The organism is Martelella sp. K41-7, from assembly GCF_055808365.1.
Window position 1 is genome coordinate 3498096 of sequence record NZ_CM147867.1, and the last position, 15728, is coordinate 3513823.

The following is a 15728-nucleotide window of genomic DNA, read 5'->3' on the forward strand; positions in this document are numbered from 1 at the left end:
CTATCCAGCCAGCGCTGCAAACGGCAGCGCATAAACCCGATCGGGACCCAGCATATGGGCGATAAGCGTGTTGCGGTCAAAAAGGCCGGAGAATGCTGTGTGGCGAAGGTCGAGGCCGCCGCGCGTGGTGGCAAAAGCCGGCAGCATCAGCCTGTTTTCATCCGCAGCAAAGCAGGGACGGCGGACGGATTTGCCCGGACGGTTAAGCGTGGCGGAAGGGTGTAGATGGCCGCAGATTTCGGCCTTCTCTGCCGCTGCAGGCTCATGACGGAAGGTCAGACCTTCAAAGGACCATTGATCAAAAACCGCGCCCGGCAGCCCGGCAACGCCGTCGGGATCGTGATTGCCATTGATCCAGACCCAGTCGCAGCCTTCTGCAAAACCCGATAGCCGCTCGCGATGCTCATCCGTCATCTCGCGGGCGCCGACACGGTCATGAAAGTTGTCACCGAGCGAGACAATGCGGGCCGGGCGATAACGGGCGATGACAGCTGAAAGCGCTTCAAGCGTGCGACCGGTGTCATAGGGCGGCACGAAGAAGCCGCGCCGCGCATGGGCAGCGCCGCGTTCCAGATGCAGGTCGGAGACGACGAGCAGCGAAAGGTCGCGGAAGAAAGCGGCACCGGAGCAATCGAAAATCACCGCATGACCGGCAAACCGATCTGCGGGCCTCGCCGCGTGTTCCTTTTGAAAAGAAAGTATTTCCAGGCTCATGCGCCGGTCTCTTTTTCCGTCTTCCCGGTTTCCGCCATCTCAACCGCTGCAGCCAGTTCATCGACGGCCTGTTTCAGCACCGCCTCGCCAGCGCCGCCATCGACGCTTTCACGGCCGATTTCCAGAAGCACCGGCACGGCGAGCGGTGAGACACGATCCAGCCGGTAATGCGTCAGATGTCCCTTGATTCGCGTGAGCATTGTGCCAAGGCGAGCGAGATCCAGCAAGCCGGAGGCCGCATCCGCACGGGTGGCCTGCAACAGAACATGATCCGGTTCATGGCTTCTGAGCACGTCATAAATAAGGTCGGCGGACACCGTCATCTGGCGTCCGGTTTTCTCCTTGCCGGGAAACCGCCGCTCGATCAGACCGGCAATCGTCGCGCAGGCCCGGAAGGTGCGCTTGAGCATGTAGCTCTCATCGAGCCAGGCTTCGAGATCATCGCCCAGCATATCCTCATCGAACAGTGCTCTGAGGTCGAGTTCGCCAGAGGCCAGCATTGCGCCGATATCCTTCAGTCCCCAGACCGCGAGTGAGTAATCCGTCGAGACAAAGCCAGTCGGCTGCGCGCCCGCGCGTTCAAGCCGGCGGGTGAGCAGCATGCCGAGGGTCTGGTGCGCCAGCCGCCCTTCGAACGGATAGGCGACCATGTAGAAGCGGTTTTCGAGCGGGAAGGTTTCCACCAGAAGCTCGCCGCGCTTCGGCAGATGCGAGTGCTCGGCTTGTAGCGACAGCCATTCCCGGACGGCTGCCGGCAGCAGGTTGCGACGTTCGGCATCGTCCAGCATGGCGCGGACCCCATCGGCCAGAAAAGTCGACAGCGGAAATTTTCCGCCAGCATAGGACGGGATTTTCGGGTCACTGTCATAGGCCGCAGACGCCACGCACTCGTTTTCCCGCAGGCCCTCGAAACGCAGCACCTTGCCGGCGAACAAAAATGTATCACCCGGCCGCAGCATTTCGATGAAATATTCCTCGACCTCGCCCAGCACCGCGCCCCCTCTGAGCGGTCCGCTACGCCGTCCCGGGCGCACCAACCGGATCTTCAGCATCGGCATTTCTACGATTGTGCCAAGGTTCAGCCGGTACTGGCGGGCGAAATCAGGATGGGTCAGACGGTAGAGCCCGTCTGCGGCCTTGCGGATTTTGGCATAGCGCTCGTAGGTTCTCAGCGCATAGCCGCCAGTGGCAACGAAATCGACAATGCGGGCAAAGGTCTCGCGGTGAAGCCCGTGATAGGGCAGCGCCGAACGCACCTCTTCATAAAGCAGGTCCGCATCGAACGGTTCGGCGCAGGCCATGCCGAGCACATGCTGGGCCAGCACATCCAGCGCGCCATCGCCAATGGGTGGACTATCCTGTGCACCGACATAATTGGCATCGAGTGCCGCCTGGCATTCCATCACCTCGAACCGGTTGGCTGGCACCAGAATGGCGCGGCTTGGATCATCCATGCGATGGTTGGCACGGCCGATGCGTTGCGCCAGCCGACTTGCGCCCTTGGGCGCGCCGATATGCATCACAAGGTCGATATCCCCCCAGTCGATACCGAGGTCAAGCGTCGAGGTCGCGACGACCGCGCGCAGGCTTGCCGCAGCCATCGCCGCTTCCACCTTGCGGCGCTGACCGACATCGAGCGAGCCGTGATGCAGCGCGATCGGCAGGTTGTCGTCATTGATGGCCCAGAGCTCCTGAAACACGATTTCCGCTTGCGAGCGGGTGTTGACGAAGATCAGCGTCATCGTCCGTTGTTTCAGTTCCGCGTAAATATCGGGAGCGGCATAGCGTGCCGAATGGCCCGACCAGGGAATACGCTGCGAGGCCTGCAAAATGGTGATTTCGGGCCGCGCACCGCCGCTCACGGTGATCAATCCTGCATGCGGCGCCGGGTCAACCTCGCCGGTCTGCGCCACCAGCCAGCGCTGCAACTCCATCGGGTCCGACACTGTGGCGGAAAGACCGATGGCGGTGAGTTCCGGGCGCAACCGTCTCAGCCTTGCCAGCCCCAGCGACAGCAGATGGCCGCGCTTTGAGGTGACCAGCGAATGCAGTTCATCGAAAATCACGAATTGCAGATCCTCGAAAAACCGGCCGGCATCCTTGGCCGCCAGAAGCAGCGCCAGCTGTTCCGGCGTCGTCAACAGGATATCGGGCGGTTTCAGCCGCTGACGCTGGCGTTTTGATTGCGGCGTGTCACCGGTCCGGGTTTCCATGGTGATGGCAAGGCCGCTTTCGGTGACCGGACGCTCCAGATTACGGGCGATATCAACGGCCAGCGCCTTCAGCGGCGAGATATAGAGCGTGTGTACCCCGCGCGGGCGCGTTCCCGGTTGGTGCGGGCCTTGGCCGTCGAGATTTGCAAGCGTCGGCAGAAAACCGGCGAGCGTCTTGCCCGCCCCGGTCGGGGCGATCAGCAGCATGTCCTCGCCCGAACCGGCGCGCGCGAGCAGCCCGAGCTGGTGGGCGCGCGGCTGCCAGCCATTTGCGGCAAACCAGCGGCGGAAGCGCTCCGGCAGTATGGATGTTTCCGTTTCGTTCATGAAACTACGATTGCAGGAAACGGCACACGGGGAAAGGTATTTCTACATCGCGATATAGCGGTCGCGGCGATGATTGAAGGCAAGAATAATGTTGATGACCACGGCGCCGGCAATCGAGCAGGCGATAATGAACGGGGTCGCCACGAAAAACGAGAGCACCAGAACCAGACCGTCGAGGCCGAGTTGGACATAGCCCGCCTTCAGTCCGAACCGGTCCTGCAGGTAAAGCGCCAGAATGCCGAAACCGCCAAGGCTGGCGCTGTGGCGGAAAAAGATCAGAAGCGCCGTTCCGACCAGAACCCCGCCGAAAAGGCCGGCCGCCAACGGATGGGTATCGCCGATTGTCAGAAAGCGCGGGATGATGCCGGTGAGCGCCGACATCAGCCCAACGGCAATGAAGGTCTTGACTGTGAAGGCAACGCCCATCCGCTTCCAAGCGAAATAGTAGAACGGCAGGTTGACCACGAAAAAGGCGAGACCGAAGCTGATACCGGATGAATACACCAGCAGAAAGGCAAGGCCCGCCGTGCCGCCGGTGAGCAAACCGCCCGCTTTGAGCACAAGCACACCGAGCGAGGCGAGAACCGCCCCTGTGACAATGCCCTGAACATCCTCAAGCCCAGAATGGTTTTCGGATGTGGAATTGAGAATGTTTCTGAGAAACCTGTTTTCAGACACCTGGCGCCATTCCGAAGAGAAAGGAAACCGCTAAGAACAGCCGTTCCCGATATGATAAAACCGGGACGACCTGCCCGAAGCAGGGCCATCCCGGTTTCTTCATCAACCAAAACAATGTGCGCGTCAAACCCTCAGACGACGTCGTCCTGGTCGACGCGACCGCCCTCACCTTCCCAGTTGAGAATACGGCGGGTTTCACTTTCGGTGAATTTCAGGCGAATGCCGATACCGCCTTCGTTTTCCTCCGGTAGAAACATGACGCCGAGCGCCTCAAGCGTGCCTTTCAGCTTATCCTGGCTTGTGGCGCCAAAGTCAGCTGTTCCGTTTTCGAATTCGGCGATCTTATCTTCAGGAATTCCACTTTCATGGGCCAGCGCCTCGCGATCGATATGGGCAAGAATACGGGCGGCGTGGCAGAGTTCCGGTGTCAAAGTCATAACGGCCTCCATGTGAGGTTCATCGGGTTTTGTATATCAAAACGCCGGAAACCCGGATGAAGTTCCCGTTCAGACCCCGGCCAGAAACAGCAGGCCCGGCACCGGTTCGCCGGCATCCTTGCGCAGCACGGTTTTCCGTTCGGCCTTGAGACTGAGGCCCGCCCCGGTCAGCAACCGCTTCACATAGGAAGCTGAATGGGCATAACGCAGGCTCGGCAGCAAGGTGAAATCGCTTCCGGGAGCCGCTTCCTCGACGGAAAACAGAAACAGCCCGCCAGGTGCGATGAGCGCAGTGACATGGCGCATCAGACTTTCGAGTGCGCCCAGATACATCGCCACATCAGCGGCAATCACAAGGTCGGCGCGCCGATAGGGACGTGCCGCCGAAAAAAGTCCGCTTTCTTCAGGCGCCAGCAAAAGGTCGGCCTGGACCAGAACCGCATAAAAGCCTTTCTGTTCGGCTTTCTGAAGCATGTTTTGCGAAAGGTCGAAGCCTTCGAGGCGTTCGGCATACTGGTAAAATGCCTCTCCGGAAAGTCCTGTGCCGCAGCCAAGATCGACGGCCAGGCCGTAGCGGGCGCCGCCTTCGCTCTCCAGCAGCAATGATGCCAGTTGTTGCGGCGCGCGATAGTCAAGCCGTTCGGTCAATGCCGCGTCGAAATGCTCTGCGTAGGAATCGAACAACGCCTCGACATAGCGGCCCGGCGGATGGACCGGTATACGGGCCGCGCCAAGCACGGCAAGTTTCATCGGCGCTGCAAAAACGTCCTCTGCATCCAGCTTTTCGAGCGCTTCAAGCGTCTCGATTGCGCGCTCAATATCTCCGGCATGTTCCTGATAGGCTGACAGCAAGGCGAGGCCCGCCGGCCACCCGGGCACAAGCTCAAGCGCCTGCACCATCAGATCTGCAGCCGCAGCAAATTCGCCGGCCTCGTCCAGCATCCGCGCAAAATCGGCACGGCGGTCTGCGAGCAGGTCGCCGGAAGAAAAGGATAAATTGTTCAAGGGGTTTGAAACCAGGCAGTTGCACTGAGCGCCAATGTCGCTTTTTCGCCGGAAAAGCAAGCGGAATCATCTGGCAGCTCTTGTCTTCCAAAGGAGCGCTCTCCACCTTGATTGCGCCCCATTATCGCCTTATGGACGAGCCCAGCAAAAAGGACGAACGGAATGAGCAATGAAGTGAACCGGTTTCTGGGCGGTACCGTTGTCGGCACGCTCGTCAGACTGCTGGTCGTCTCTCTGATTGTCGGCTTCATTTTCTCCGCGGTCGGCATCCATCCGCTCGACCTGTGGTATGGCGTTATCGATTTCTTCGGCAATCTCTGGCAGCGCGGCTTTGCCGCTCTCGGCGAGATCGGCCATTATTTCGTGCTTGGCGCCATCATCGTCATCCCGGTGTTTATCATCATCCGCATTCTGAGTTATCGCCGTTGACCGTATCCAAGACAGGCCGCCGGGGCTTTACACTGGCCCTTATTGCAATCGGACTTTCTGCCTGCAGTGTCGGCCTTTTCGGCGGCGGCATGCCAAAAGGCAATGTCTCGTCGCAGACGATGACCGCAACCTTCCTGCCGTGGGTCAATGAACTGCGGCAATCCCGTGGGCTTCCACCGGTCAGCGCGTCGCGCGCCTGCACCGCTGTGGCAGTCGATCAGGCAAGCCGGATGGCGCTTGCCGACAAGATGAACCACATCACCGGAAGTGAAGCGGTCGCCGCCCGGTTCAAGCGCAATGACCTGCCTCTGCCGGCCGCCGAAAACATTGCCATGCATCAGGCAACGCCCGAGCGGGCGTTTCAGGCCTGGGTCAATTCACCCGGGCATTTGAAGAATATGCTTGGAAATTATTCCCATCTCGGGGTTGCGAAAGCAGCCAGCCCCAATTCAGGCAACACCCCGTTCTGGTCGATGTGCCTCAGCCAGTAGCGAATTCGAAAGGCTTCGCGGCCCATTCATTGACGGCGGTATCGCGCAGCTGACGGATCGATGACAGACCGTCCTTCTCCAGCGCTGCAAGCATCGCCGCAAAACTGTCGGCCATCAGCTGCGGCCCCTCATAGACCATACCGGAATAGATCTGCACCAGGTCGGCACCGGCGCGGATTTTTTCCAGCGCCCGTTCGCCGGTCGAAACGCCGCCAACGCCGATAATCACCATGTCCGGCCCAAGGCGCTGACGCATGCGCGCCAAAAGCGCGGTCGAGCGCTCGAACAATGGCGCACCGGAAAGACCACCGCTCTCACCCGCCTGTTTTTCGTCCGTCAGGCCGTTGCGCGACAGCGTCGTGTTGGCAACGATCACCCCGTCAAGCGTGCTCCCGGCAATCTCGGCGATGATATCGTCCAGGCCGGCTTCGGTCAGATCGGGCGCGATCTTCAAGAACACCGGCAAGCGGACCGCCGCCTTTTCCCGAGCGTCGGCAACGGCATCGAGCAGCTTTGCAAGCTGTTCGCGCGCCTGCAGGTCACGCAGACCCGGCGTGTTCGGGGAGGAAATGTTGACGGTCAGATAGTCGGCAAGCGGCGAGAACAGATCAATACCTGCGACATAATCGGCGATCCGGTCTTCCGAGGTCTTGTTGGCGCCGATATTGACGCCGATGACGCCATGCCGCTTGCGCTTTTCAAGCCGGGCGGCGAGCGCTGCATGGCCGTCATTGTTGAAACCCATTCGGTTGATCACCGCCTCGTCTTTCACCAGCCTGAACAGCCGCGGCTTCGGGTTGCCGGGTTGCGGGCGTGGCGTCACGGTGCCCACTTCCACATGCCCGAAGCCGAGCTTCACCAGACCGTCGATCGCCTCGCCGTTCTTGTCGAGACCGGCGGCAACCCCCAGCGGATTGGCAAAGGAAAGGCCAGCCGCAGTGACCGCGAGACGGTCGTCAACCGCGTGGCGGGCACGCGGCATCAGCCCGCTAGCGATCCCCTTGACAGTCAAGCCATGCGCCACCTCCGGGTCGAGCATGAAAACCGCATTGCGCGCGCCGCATTTGAAGAGATTGATCATGCCAGAAGTCCGCTAAAGTCATGGCCGCCAGCGGCCGTTTCAGGCAGTTCCTTTTCCCAGACCACTGCGGAAAAGGGAAGAACCCCATAAAGATGGGGAAACAGCGCACCGCCGCGCGAAGGTTCGTATTTCAGCGCATCGCCCAGCATCCCGGCATTGACGGCAATGAGCAGCAAATCGCGCTTGCCGGAAAAATGCCGTGCAGCAGTTTCTGCCACCTGATCCGCTGTCGAAAAATGGATAAAGCCGTCAGCACGGTCGACATCGGTACCATCATAAGTGCCAGAAAGGCGTGCGGCCTGCCATTCAAGGCGCGCGACGATCTTGAATATTGGTTGCGGCATAAGCATCATGTCCCGGCGGCTTCCATTCGGCACGGTTTGAACCAGCCTGCGGCAAAAGTCCATGGCAAGTACAGGGCGACACGCGAAAGCAACAGCAAATGCGGGATTTTCATGGCAGATCCGTTTTTTCTATTGATATCCAGCTGAAACGCGCGATCATGGAAAAGATTTTCGCCCTTTGGTCGCAATGGCTGTGTATTGTCGCCGTCAAGCGACAAACGGCAGGGTTGTGACATTGCCTTTGGGAGGAGGCAGCGAATGACCGGACAGACAATACTGATCGCCGACGATCATCCGCTTTTCCGCAGCGCACTCAAACAAGCCATCAGCGGAATGGCCACCTATTATGCTGTGGTCGAGGCCGGTGATTTCGAGGGAGTTCAGCAGGCTGCCCGCGAACACCCCGAGGCCGACCTGCTGCTGCTCGATCTTGCCATGCCGGGGGTCAGCGGACTTTCCGGTCTGATAACACTGAAGGCGGAGTTTTCCAGCCTGCCGATCGTGGTCATTTCGGCGAGCGACGACGACGACACGATCCGCCGGGCGCTAGCGCTCGGCGCCTCCGGCTTCATCTCCAAATCCGTCGGCATCGACGAATTGCGCAATGGCATCCGCACCGTGCTCTCCGGCGAGATCTATACGCCGGAGGACTTCGAGGGCGGCGAGGAAACCGATCCCGACATTGCCGATATGCTGGAACGGCTGCAGACATTGACGCCGCAGCAGTCACGCGTGCTGAGGATGCTGTGCGAAGGCCTTCTCAACAAGCAGATCGCCTATGAACTCGGCGTCTCCGAGGCTACCGTCAAGGCCCATGTCTCGGCCATTTTGCTGAAACTGAATGTCGACAGCCGGACCCAGGCGGTGATTCAGCTTGGCAAGGTGAATATGGCGATGGTGGCGTGACCGGACAGAGGATTTTATTCCTGTTTCGGCTTTACCTGACAGTGATCTTTGCGATATATTCTCTCCGTTATCGATGCGCCGCAGTGGCCGGAGTGAACAACCATGTCCAGCAAGCTTCGCCATAGCGCCATCTGGAGTGCGCTTGACGAACTGGCCGCCGGCCATAAGCTGACCCCTTCGGGGCTGGCGCGCAAGGCCGGCCTGGACCCCACCGCCTTCAACAAATCCAAACGCATTGGCAAGGACGGACGCGAGCGTTGGCCCTCAATGGAATCCATTGCCAAGGTTCTTGATGCGACCGGCAGCGATCTCTCCGCTTTTCTCGATAAAGGCGATGAATTCGCCTCCGGGGATGGCCGTCCGCCGAGGGGGGCATTTCCGCCACAAGCTTCGACGATCCCATTGCTTGGCATGGCGCGGGCGGGAACCGGTGGCTTTTTTGACGATGGCGGCTATCCGGTCGGCCAGGGCTGGGACGAGGTCGATTTTCCTGCGCCTGCGCTGACCAGCCAGAGTGTCTATGCACTCGAAGTGCAGGGCGAAAGCATGCTGCCGCTTTATCGTGACGGCGATGTGTTGATCGTCGAGGCCAATGCCGACACGCGCAAGGGTGATCGCGTAGTCGTCAAGACCCTCGACGGAGAAGTCATGGCCAAGGTGCTGGTGCGCCGCACCAGCCGTCAGATCGAACTGATGTCGATCAACCCCGCCCATCAAAATCTTACCTTCGACCTTGCCGCCGTAGAATGGATCGCCCGCATCATCTGGGCCAGCCAGTAGCGGCGACCCCTCGCATCCAATCGAAAGACATTCCCATGACCCGAACACCGCTTACCCATTATGACGCCCTGATCTATGTGATGGTCATGGCCTCGGCCGTCGACAGCGCAATGAGCGATGTCGAGTTGCTGCGCATCGGCCATATTACCCGTTCGCTACCGGTCTTCGACGGTTTTGACGAGGACCGCCTGACCGATGTCGCCCATGCCTGTGCGGATATCCTGTCCGGCGATGAAGGCATGGATATCGCGCTTGAAATCATCCGCGACACGCTGCCGGCCAGGCTTTATGACACCGCCTATGCGCTTGCCGTGGAAATCATGTCGGTCGATCAGGCGATCAGGCCCGAGGAAATCCGCCTGCTCCAGCTTGTGCGGGACCGGCTTGCGTTGGACAAACTCACCTGCGCCGCTATTGAACGCGGCGCAATCGCACGTTACCGCGCGCTGTAAGAGGGCCGCAAAGGCGGTGAACAATGGTGTTTACCTGCACCACAAGTTATAACCATTGCGTGTGCTGAAATAAAAAATCTATTACATGTTGTGATTCGCGGAAAACTACGTCTTTAATAGAAACCTTCGAAATTACCCCCATGAGTGGTATTGAAGGAGGTTGCTTTGAAGGCTTCGAACTTGTCCGTGACCATGCGCACAAGACCGAAGAACCCGGGCGCGCTAGCGCGGGCGGAAACCGATCCGCTTGCCAGTGAACGCCGGACGCTGAAGCGACTCGGCTTTGAAGATGCTACGATCTGCGCCGCAGAAACCGCCGCCCGACACAACGCTACAACCATAGAACAGGAGCTCCTCGCCAATGGCGCAGTCTCCCCTGAGGCCTACTATCGGCGACTGGCTTTCTACCTCGGGCTACCGTTCGTTCCTAAACTCGACGTGACCTGCGTTATTGATCGCCCCAGGCTCGACCGCCTGCTGGTGACCGCCAGCGGCCTCCGACTGGAGGACAGGGATGGCAACACCACATTTGCTGTCGTGCCGCGCGCTGCGGGCCTGGCCGAGCTTCACCGGCGCCTGGCCCGCCGGCCAGCGCTTCGCCGGGCCGTTGTGATCACCACGCCCTCCACGATCCGCCATGCTGTCTGGCATGCCGGCGCAAGACGCAGGCTGATCACCACAATTCACCGCCTGATGGCCTGGGAGCCGCGGTTCTCTGCCCGTATCGTTTTCTGGGGAAAACAGGGGTTTCTGCTCGGCGGCGGCGTGGCATCATTCTTCTCCGGCCTGGCGCTGTTTCCCGCCGAAACGCTCCTCGCCACGCACATCCTTTTCACCGCACTGTATTTCCTCACCCTGCTCGTCCGTCTGGCGGCGTTGCGTATGGGCCCACCCGCACCCACCCGCGCTGACGCCGATGACCGGACGGCGGATGAGACACCACCGCCGGTCTACACGGTCATGGTTGCGCTCTATCACGAAGCCAATATGGTTCCGCAACTCGTCAGCCACCTGAAAAAGCTCAACTGGCCTGCCTCAAAGCTCGATATCAAGCTGGTGTGCGAGGCAGACGATCACGAAACCATCGCGACCATTGAGACAGAGTGCTTGCCGCCGCAATTCGAACTCGTCACCGTGCCGCCGGCAGCCCCACGGACAAAACCGAAGGCGCTCGACTATGCGCTTTCGGGCGCGCGGGGAAAATTCCTCACCATTTACGACGCGGAAGACCGACCACACCCCGACCAGTTGCGGGAAGCCTGGATCACCTTCGAAAACGGGCCCGCAGCACTGGCTTGCTTGCAGGCGCCGCTGACGATCGACAATATCGGCCAAAACTGGATCACAGCTTTGTTTGCCTGCGAATATGCCGGTCTGTTCCGGGGCATTCTGCCTTTTCTGGCACGGCATGATTTCCCGCTTCCGCTTGGCGGCACATCGAACCACTTCCGCACCGAGGTACTGCGCAAATGCCGCGCATGGGATCCCTACAATGTCACCGAGGATGCGGATCTCGGTCTCAGGCTTCACCGTCTGGGCTATCGCTGCGGCGTGATCACAAGCGAGACGCTTGAAGACGCGCCCGTACGTGGGCGCGCATGGATGGCCCAGCGCTCACGCTGGATCAAGGGGTGGCTTCAGACTTTGCTCGTCGCATTGCGCGAACCCCGAAAACTCCATCGTGAACTGGGTACGCTCGGGACTACAGCCTTTCTGGTCAACGGCGCGGGCGTTATCCTGTCCGCGTTGCTGCATCCACTCCTGTTTGTAGCTCTGCTCACGACAATTGCCACGATCATTCATCCGGATTACCAGCCCTCCGCCCTGCATCAATTGCTGTCCGGCGTGGACATCGCCAATATTCTGGCCAGCTATCTGGTGTTTCTGCGGCTCGGTCTGTCGCGCATGCGTCCTGAAGAAAAACGGCAGATGCGTGTGGATGCACTCTATGTTCCGCTCTATTGGCTGATGCTTTCCGTGGCGGCCTGGAGGGCACTCGCCGAACTCTATCACGCTCCGTTCCTGTGGCGGAAGACTGCTCATGTTCCGAGTGCGATTTAGGCCGGCGGAGCAAGCAACGCTGCAGAGTGCACAATCATACGGGATCGGGAGTTTGCGGTTTGCCTTTGAAGGAAGGCAGGCGTTTAGTTGAGCGCCGCCAAGGCATTTCGAAACCAGCCGGCGGCGTAGCCTTTTTCAGCCAGCAGGCCTTGGCTTTGGGGAAGACGTCGAACATCCCGGCTGCGCCTATGTGGTCACTCAATTGCCCTCCAATTCCCAGTCGCTTCAATGCCGCCACTGACGCATGTGTTTTTCCAAGGTGTATCGCGGGTGCCACCTCTTTTTGTCGAGAGCCGGGACCTCAGGCCTTGCGCTGTTCAACTAACACCGATCAGTGCGGACAACCCGACGCGGTGTGTATCCTGAGCCAAAGCAACAACGGCCCCATACCGAAAGATCCGAAGCCCATGCGAAAGCAAGACGCGACCCGGAACGTTTCCAACCCGACAAACGGGTCCGTACATGCCGTCAGAGGGGCGGTCGTGGATGTCGTCTTCGCCGAAGGTAATCTGCCGCCGATCAATTCTGCCCTGATCGTGGAATGGGACCGGCCGGAGCCGCTCATTCTCGAAGTGCACAGCCATCTTGATCTGCAAACGCTACGGGCCGTCGCTTTCCAGACGACGGCAGGGCTTGCGCGTGGCGTGGACGTTCGCGCCACCGGCAGGCCCGTCGACGTACCCGTTGGAGAGGCCGTCCTCGGGCGCCTTCTGGACGTTGTGGGCAATCCGCAGGACAACGGACCCGCGCTGCCCGATGATACCCCGCGCCGGTCGATTCACGCCCTGCCGCCGCTTCTCAAATCCCAGACCGGGACCACCGACGTATTTGAGACCGGTATCAAGGTGATCGACCTGCTGACGCCGATGGCGCAAGGCGGGAAGGCTGCGATGTTTGGAGGCGCAGGCGTCGGCAAGACCGTTCTGGTGATGGAGCTGATCCGCGCCATGGTCGAGAAATATGAAGGCATCTCTGTCTTCGCAGGCATCGGCGAACGATCGCGCGAGGGCCACGAACTCCTGACCGAGATGCAGGGTTCCGGCGTGCTGGAGCGCACCGTTCTCGTCTACGGTCAGATGAACGAACCGCCCGGTGCACGCTGGCGCGCGGCACTGACGGCGCTGACCGTGTCAGAATATTTCCGCGACCAGAAGCACAAGAATGTTTTGCTGTTGATGGACAATGTGTTCCGCTTCGTTCAGGCTGGCGCGGAGGTCTCGAGCCTTCTGGGTCGCCTGCCCTCACGCGTCGGCTACCAGCCGACGCTGGCGACCGAGGTTGCGGGACTCGAAGAGCGCATCGCTTCCGTCGCCGGTTCTGCGGTGACTGCAATTCAGGCCGTCTATGTGCCCGCCGACGATTTCACCGACCCGGCGGTGACAACAATTTCCAGCCATATGGATTGCGTCATCGTGCTGTCGCGCGCGCAGGCTGCGGAAGGATTTTATCCGGCAATCGACCCGCTGGCTTCATCCTCGATGCTGCTCGACCCTCTGGTGGTGGGTGAGGCGCATTATCAGACTGCGGAGGCTGTCCGTCAGGCGCTGGCACGGTTCCGCGAACTGTCCGACATCATTTCGCTGCTCGGGGTCGAGGAACTGGGTGCCGCCGACCGGCTGATTGTCAAACGCGCGCGGCGGCTGCAGCGTTTCCTGACCCAACCCTTCATGGTGACCGAGGCCTTCACCGGCACGCCCGGCGCAAGTGTCGCGCTTGCCGATACGCTGGCGGGTTGCCGCGCCATTCTGAACGGCGAGGCCGATGAGTGGTCGGAAAGCTCACTCTACATGGTTGGCACGCTTGAGGATGCGCGCAGCAAAGAAGCCAGCGCCAAAGCATCGGAAAAGGAGCCTGCGGCATGAGACTGAGGATCGTGACGCCCCTTTCGGTCGTGGTGAATGAGGACATCGACAGTCTGCGCGCCGAGGATGAAAGCGGCAGTTTCGGCATCCTTTCCGGCCACGCCTCATTCCTGACGGCGCTCAAAATCTCCATCGTCAGCTGGCGAAAGGACGAAAGCGAGCGGTTTTGCGCTGTGCGCGGCGGGGTCATGACCGTAGGCAGCAAGCCGGCGACGGTCATTGACATCGCCACGCGCGAGGCGGTGGCAGGCGATGACCTTGCCACGCTGGATAGCGAGGTGCTGGCCCGTTTTCAATCGGACGCAGACGAGGAGCGGACGGAACATGTCGAGACAGTTCGCCTGCAACTGAACGCCATCCGTCGCATGATCAGCCGACTTCAGCCGGGCGCAAACGCAGGCAGATTCAAATGAGCCCAGCACATCCGACAGACCCGGACGAAGACCCGCTGATCGTCGAGACACGTCTGCGCCGCAAGCGGCGAGACCGGTGGCTGCGTGAGGGGGATATGTCGGTTGGCCGCCGTCTGGCACAGATCGGTGTGCTGGGCTGGATTTTCGTGGTGCCGACGCTTGCGGGCCTGTTCTTAGGCCGTTGGATCGATGCGCGGCTTTCAACGGGCATCTTCTGGAGCGCGCCATTCATGCTGATCGGGCTCGTCATTGGCGGCTGGACCGCCTGGAAATGGATGAATGCACAATGATCGACCTGTCCGCACTGCCGCTGCCTGTCACCATGCTGGCCGGTTTTCTCGGCGGATTTGCGCTGGGCTATGCCTATTTCCTTGCGATGCGCCGTACCGCTGACCTTATCGTCAGCCAGGGGCATCCTGTGCTGGCGCTGGCTCTGACTTTTGGCCGTCTGGCACTGCTTTTCGTTGGATTCTACCTGGCCGTTCAGGCGGGCTGGGCGGCGCTTCTGGTCGCGCTGGCGGGCGTCCTTGTCGCCAAGGCAGTGATCTTGCGCGGGACACGGAGGGTATCGCCGTGAACTCCCCGCTCGAATCCGTCACATTGTTCCAGATCGGACCGGTTCCGATCACGCAGGCCGTCATTACCACCTGGGTGATCATGGTGGTGATGGTGCTTGGAGCCTATCTGCTGACCCGGCGGCTCGCATTGCTTCCAAAGAAGCGGCAAGCCGCGCTGGAATTGATTGTCGCCACGATCGACACCCAGATTCGCGAAACCACGGGGGCCGTACCCGGCCCCTATCGCGGTTTCATCGGCACATTGTTCCTGTTCATCCTCGTGGCCAACTGGACCTCGCTCGTGCCGGGGATCGACCCGCCGACAGCGCAACTGGAAACCGATGCCGCGCTTGCCGTCCTCGTGTTTCTCTCGGTGATCTGGTTCGGCGTGCGTGGCGGCGGTGTGGGCGGCTATCTGAAGTCCTTCGCCGCACCCAATCCGGTGATGATCCCGCTGAACATGCTGGAAAGCGTCACCCGCGTCTTTTCCATGTTCGTTCGCCTCTTCGGCAACGTGATGAGCGGAGTTTTCATCATCGGCATTGTCGCCTCGCTGGCCGGGCTTCTGGTGCCAATCCCGCTGATGGCGCTCGATCTTTTGACCGGGCTTGTCCAGGCCTACATCTTCGCCGTTCTTGCCATGGTGTTCATCACGGCTGCGGTTGAAGACGGCCAGTCGGAGCCTGAAGACACCATACCGGCCACGCCCCAAACGAAAAAGGATCTCTGATGGACTACCTCCCACTTGCCAGCATCATCTGCGCGGCCTTCGCCGTAGCCTTTGGCGCAATCGGCCCCGCCCTTGCCGAAGGTCGCGCCGTCGCAGCCGCGATGGATGCGATAGCGCGCCAACCCGAGGCGGCCAACACAATCTCGCGCACGCTTTTCGTGGGTCTCGCGATGATCGAGACAACAGCGATCTACTGTCTTGTGATCGCGCTTTTGCTGCTCTTTGCAAACCCGCTGCTGGCCTGATCG

At 60.4% G+C, this 15728-nt stretch carries 19 protein-coding genes; 12 read left to right on the forward strand and 7 right to left on the reverse strand.

From position 1 onward, the window contains the following. The 5 genes from pdeM to AC0L7L_RS16705 form a co-directional block, all read right to left on the reverse strand. Entirely contained in the window at positions 1-714 is a 714-nt protein-coding gene (gene pdeM, locus AC0L7L_RS16685; RefSeq protein ID WP_272213157.1) for a ligase-associated DNA damage response endonuclease PdeM, read from the reverse strand. Beyond that, a complete protein-coding gene (locus AC0L7L_RS16690) occupies positions 711-3254 on the reverse strand; it encodes a ligase-associated DNA damage response DEXH box helicase (RefSeq protein ID WP_473510186.1) in 2544 nt (847 codons plus the stop codon). The genes pdeM and AC0L7L_RS16690 overlap by 4 nt, the downstream gene beginning before the upstream one ends. 42 nt (positions 3255-3296) lie before the next feature. Further along, positions 3297-3932 (reverse strand): YitT family protein, encoded by a 636-nt coding sequence (locus AC0L7L_RS16695; protein WP_272213159.1) that lies wholly within the window; start codon positions 3930-3932, stop codon positions 3297-3299. 131 nt (positions 3933-4063) lie between these two features. Further along, the gene (locus AC0L7L_RS16700) at positions 4064-4369 is read right to left on the reverse strand and encodes a helix-turn-helix domain-containing protein (protein ID WP_272213160.1); all 306 of its coding nucleotides are present in this window, start codon (positions 4367-4369) and stop codon (positions 4064-4066) included. Positions 4370-4438: 69 nt separating this feature from the next. After that, on the reverse strand, positions 4439-5374 hold the full coding sequence (locus AC0L7L_RS16705; protein WP_473510189.1) for a class I SAM-dependent DNA methyltransferase: 936 nt from the start codon (positions 5372-5374) through the stop codon (positions 4439-4441). 162 nt (positions 5375-5536) lie between these two features. On the opposite strand from AC0L7L_RS16705, the gene AC0L7L_RS16710 reads away from it, so the two are divergent. Both AC0L7L_RS16710 and AC0L7L_RS16715 read left to right on the forward strand, forming a co-directional pair. Then, on the forward strand, positions 5537-5803 hold the full coding sequence (locus tag AC0L7L_RS16710; protein ID WP_272213163.1) for a DUF6460 domain-containing protein: 267 nt from the start codon (positions 5537-5539) through the stop codon (positions 5801-5803). Next, positions 5800-6294 (forward strand): CAP domain-containing protein, encoded by a 495-nt coding sequence (locus AC0L7L_RS16715; RefSeq protein ID WP_473510191.1) that lies wholly within the window; start codon positions 5800-5802, stop codon positions 6292-6294. The genes AC0L7L_RS16710 and AC0L7L_RS16715 overlap by 4 nt, the downstream gene beginning before the upstream one ends. Here the strand turns inward: AC0L7L_RS16715 and AC0L7L_RS16720 are convergent. Then, positions 6284-7375, reverse strand: coding sequence for a quinone-dependent dihydroorotate dehydrogenase (locus tag AC0L7L_RS16720; protein ID WP_473510193.1), 1092 nt, complete (start codon positions 7373-7375; stop codon positions 6284-6286). The two genes, AC0L7L_RS16715 and AC0L7L_RS16720, sit on opposite strands and share 11 nt — an antisense overlap. Continuing rightward, positions 7372-7719 carry a DUF952 domain-containing protein gene (locus AC0L7L_RS16725; protein WP_272213167.1) on the reverse strand — a complete coding sequence of 116 codons (348 nt, stop codon included), beginning with the start codon at positions 7717-7719 and terminating at the stop codon, positions 7372-7374. Before AC0L7L_RS16725 ends, AC0L7L_RS16720 begins: the two co-directional genes overlap by 4 nt. Before the next feature lie 258 nt (positions 7720-7977). Between AC0L7L_RS16725 and AC0L7L_RS16730 the strand changes: the two genes are divergently transcribed. The 10 genes from AC0L7L_RS16730 (at position 7978) to AC0L7L_RS16775 (ending at position 15725) form a co-directional block, all read left to right on the forward strand. Then, the gene (locus AC0L7L_RS16730; RefSeq protein ID WP_272213169.1) at positions 7978-8625 is read left to right on the forward strand and encodes a response regulator; all 648 of its coding nucleotides are present in this window, start codon (positions 7978-7980) and stop codon (positions 8623-8625) included. A 102-nt stretch (positions 8626-8727) separates the two neighbouring features. Then, complete coding sequence (locus AC0L7L_RS16735) at positions 8728-9405, forward strand: S24 family peptidase (protein WP_473510195.1); 678 nt, start codon at positions 8728-8730, stop codon at positions 9403-9405. Between the two features lie 35 nt (positions 9406-9440). Further along, positions 9441-9857, forward strand: a complete 417-nt coding sequence (locus AC0L7L_RS16740; RefSeq protein ID WP_272213173.1) for a tellurite resistance TerB family protein — start codon at positions 9441-9443, stop codon at positions 9855-9857. A 165-nt stretch (positions 9858-10022) separates the two neighbouring features. Then, positions 10023-11918 (forward strand): glycosyltransferase family 2 protein, encoded by a 1896-nt coding sequence (locus AC0L7L_RS16745; RefSeq protein ID WP_473510197.1) that lies wholly within the window; start codon positions 10023-10025, stop codon positions 11916-11918. Between the two features lie 407 nt (positions 11919-12325). Beyond that, positions 12326-13780 carry a F0F1 ATP synthase subunit beta gene (atpD, locus tag AC0L7L_RS16750; protein WP_272213175.1) on the forward strand — a complete coding sequence of 485 codons (1455 nt, stop codon included), beginning with the start codon at positions 12326-12328 and terminating at the stop codon, positions 13778-13780. After that, positions 13777-14193, forward strand: a complete 417-nt coding sequence (locus tag AC0L7L_RS16755) for a F0F1 ATP synthase subunit epsilon (RefSeq protein WP_272213176.1) — start codon at positions 13777-13779, stop codon at positions 14191-14193. The genes atpD and AC0L7L_RS16755 overlap by 4 nt, the downstream gene beginning before the upstream one ends. Continuing rightward, the gene (locus AC0L7L_RS16760) at positions 14190-14483 is read left to right on the forward strand and encodes an AtpZ/AtpI family protein (RefSeq protein WP_473510200.1); all 294 of its coding nucleotides are present in this window, start codon (positions 14190-14192) and stop codon (positions 14481-14483) included. The genes AC0L7L_RS16755 and AC0L7L_RS16760 overlap by 4 nt, the downstream gene beginning before the upstream one ends. Next, a complete protein-coding gene (locus AC0L7L_RS16765) occupies positions 14480-14770 on the forward strand; it encodes an N-ATPase subunit AtpR (protein ID WP_473510202.1) in 291 nt (96 codons plus the stop codon). The genes AC0L7L_RS16760 and AC0L7L_RS16765 overlap by 4 nt, the downstream gene beginning before the upstream one ends. Further along, positions 14767-15480: a F0F1 ATP synthase subunit A gene (locus AC0L7L_RS16770; protein WP_473510204.1), complete on the forward strand. Its 714-nt coding sequence runs from the start codon at positions 14767-14769 to the stop codon at positions 15478-15480. The genes AC0L7L_RS16765 and AC0L7L_RS16770 overlap by 4 nt, the downstream gene beginning before the upstream one ends. Further along, positions 15480-15725 (forward strand): F0F1 ATP synthase subunit C, encoded by a 246-nt coding sequence (locus tag AC0L7L_RS16775; protein WP_272213180.1) that lies wholly within the window; start codon positions 15480-15482, stop codon positions 15723-15725. The genes AC0L7L_RS16770 and AC0L7L_RS16775 overlap by 1 nt, the downstream gene beginning before the upstream one ends. Positions 15726-15728: the final 3 nt, after the last annotated feature.

Excerpts from the sequence above, each read along its gene's own strand:
- pdeM (WP_272213157.1), bottom strand. The coding sequence starts at position 714 with ATGAGCCTGGAAATACTTTCTTTTCAAAAGGAACACGCGGCGAGGCCC.
- AC0L7L_RS16690 (WP_473510186.1), bottom strand. The coding sequence starts at position 3,254 with ATGAACGAAACGGAAACATCCATACTGCCGGAGCGCTTCCGCCGCTGG.
- AC0L7L_RS16700 (WP_272213160.1), bottom strand. The coding sequence starts at position 4,369 with ATGACTTTGACACCGGAACTCTGCCACGCCGCCCGTATTCTTGCCCAT.
- AC0L7L_RS16710 (WP_272213163.1), top strand. The coding sequence starts at position 5,537 with ATGAGCAATGAAGTGAACCGGTTTCTGGGCGGTACCGTTGTCGGCACG.
- AC0L7L_RS16720 (WP_473510193.1), bottom strand. The coding sequence starts at position 7,375 with ATGATCAATCTCTTCAAATGCGGCGCGCGCAATGCGGTTTTCATGCTC.
- AC0L7L_RS16725 (WP_272213167.1), bottom strand. The coding sequence starts at position 7,719 with ATGCCGCAACCAATATTCAAGATCGTCGCGCGCCTTGAATGGCAGGCC.
- AC0L7L_RS16730 (WP_272213169.1), top strand. The coding sequence starts at position 7,978 with ATGACCGGACAGACAATACTGATCGCCGACGATCATCCGCTTTTCCGC.
- AC0L7L_RS16735 (WP_473510195.1), top strand. The coding sequence starts at position 8,728 with ATGTCCAGCAAGCTTCGCCATAGCGCCATCTGGAGTGCGCTTGACGAA.
- AC0L7L_RS16740 (WP_272213173.1), top strand. The coding sequence starts at position 9,441 with ATGACCCGAACACCGCTTACCCATTATGACGCCCTGATCTATGTGATG.
- atpD (WP_272213175.1), top strand. The coding sequence starts at position 12,326 with ATGCGAAAGCAAGACGCGACCCGGAACGTTTCCAACCCGACAAACGGG.
- AC0L7L_RS16755 (WP_272213176.1), top strand. The coding sequence starts at position 13,777 with ATGAGACTGAGGATCGTGACGCCCCTTTCGGTCGTGGTGAATGAGGAC.
- AC0L7L_RS16760 (WP_473510200.1), top strand. The coding sequence starts at position 14,190 with ATGAGCCCAGCACATCCGACAGACCCGGACGAAGACCCGCTGATCGTC.
- AC0L7L_RS16765 (WP_473510202.1), top strand. The coding sequence starts at position 14,480 with ATGATCGACCTGTCCGCACTGCCGCTGCCTGTCACCATGCTGGCCGGT.
- AC0L7L_RS16775 (WP_272213180.1), top strand. The coding sequence starts at position 15,480 with ATGGACTACCTCCCACTTGCCAGCATCATCTGCGCGGCCTTCGCCGTA.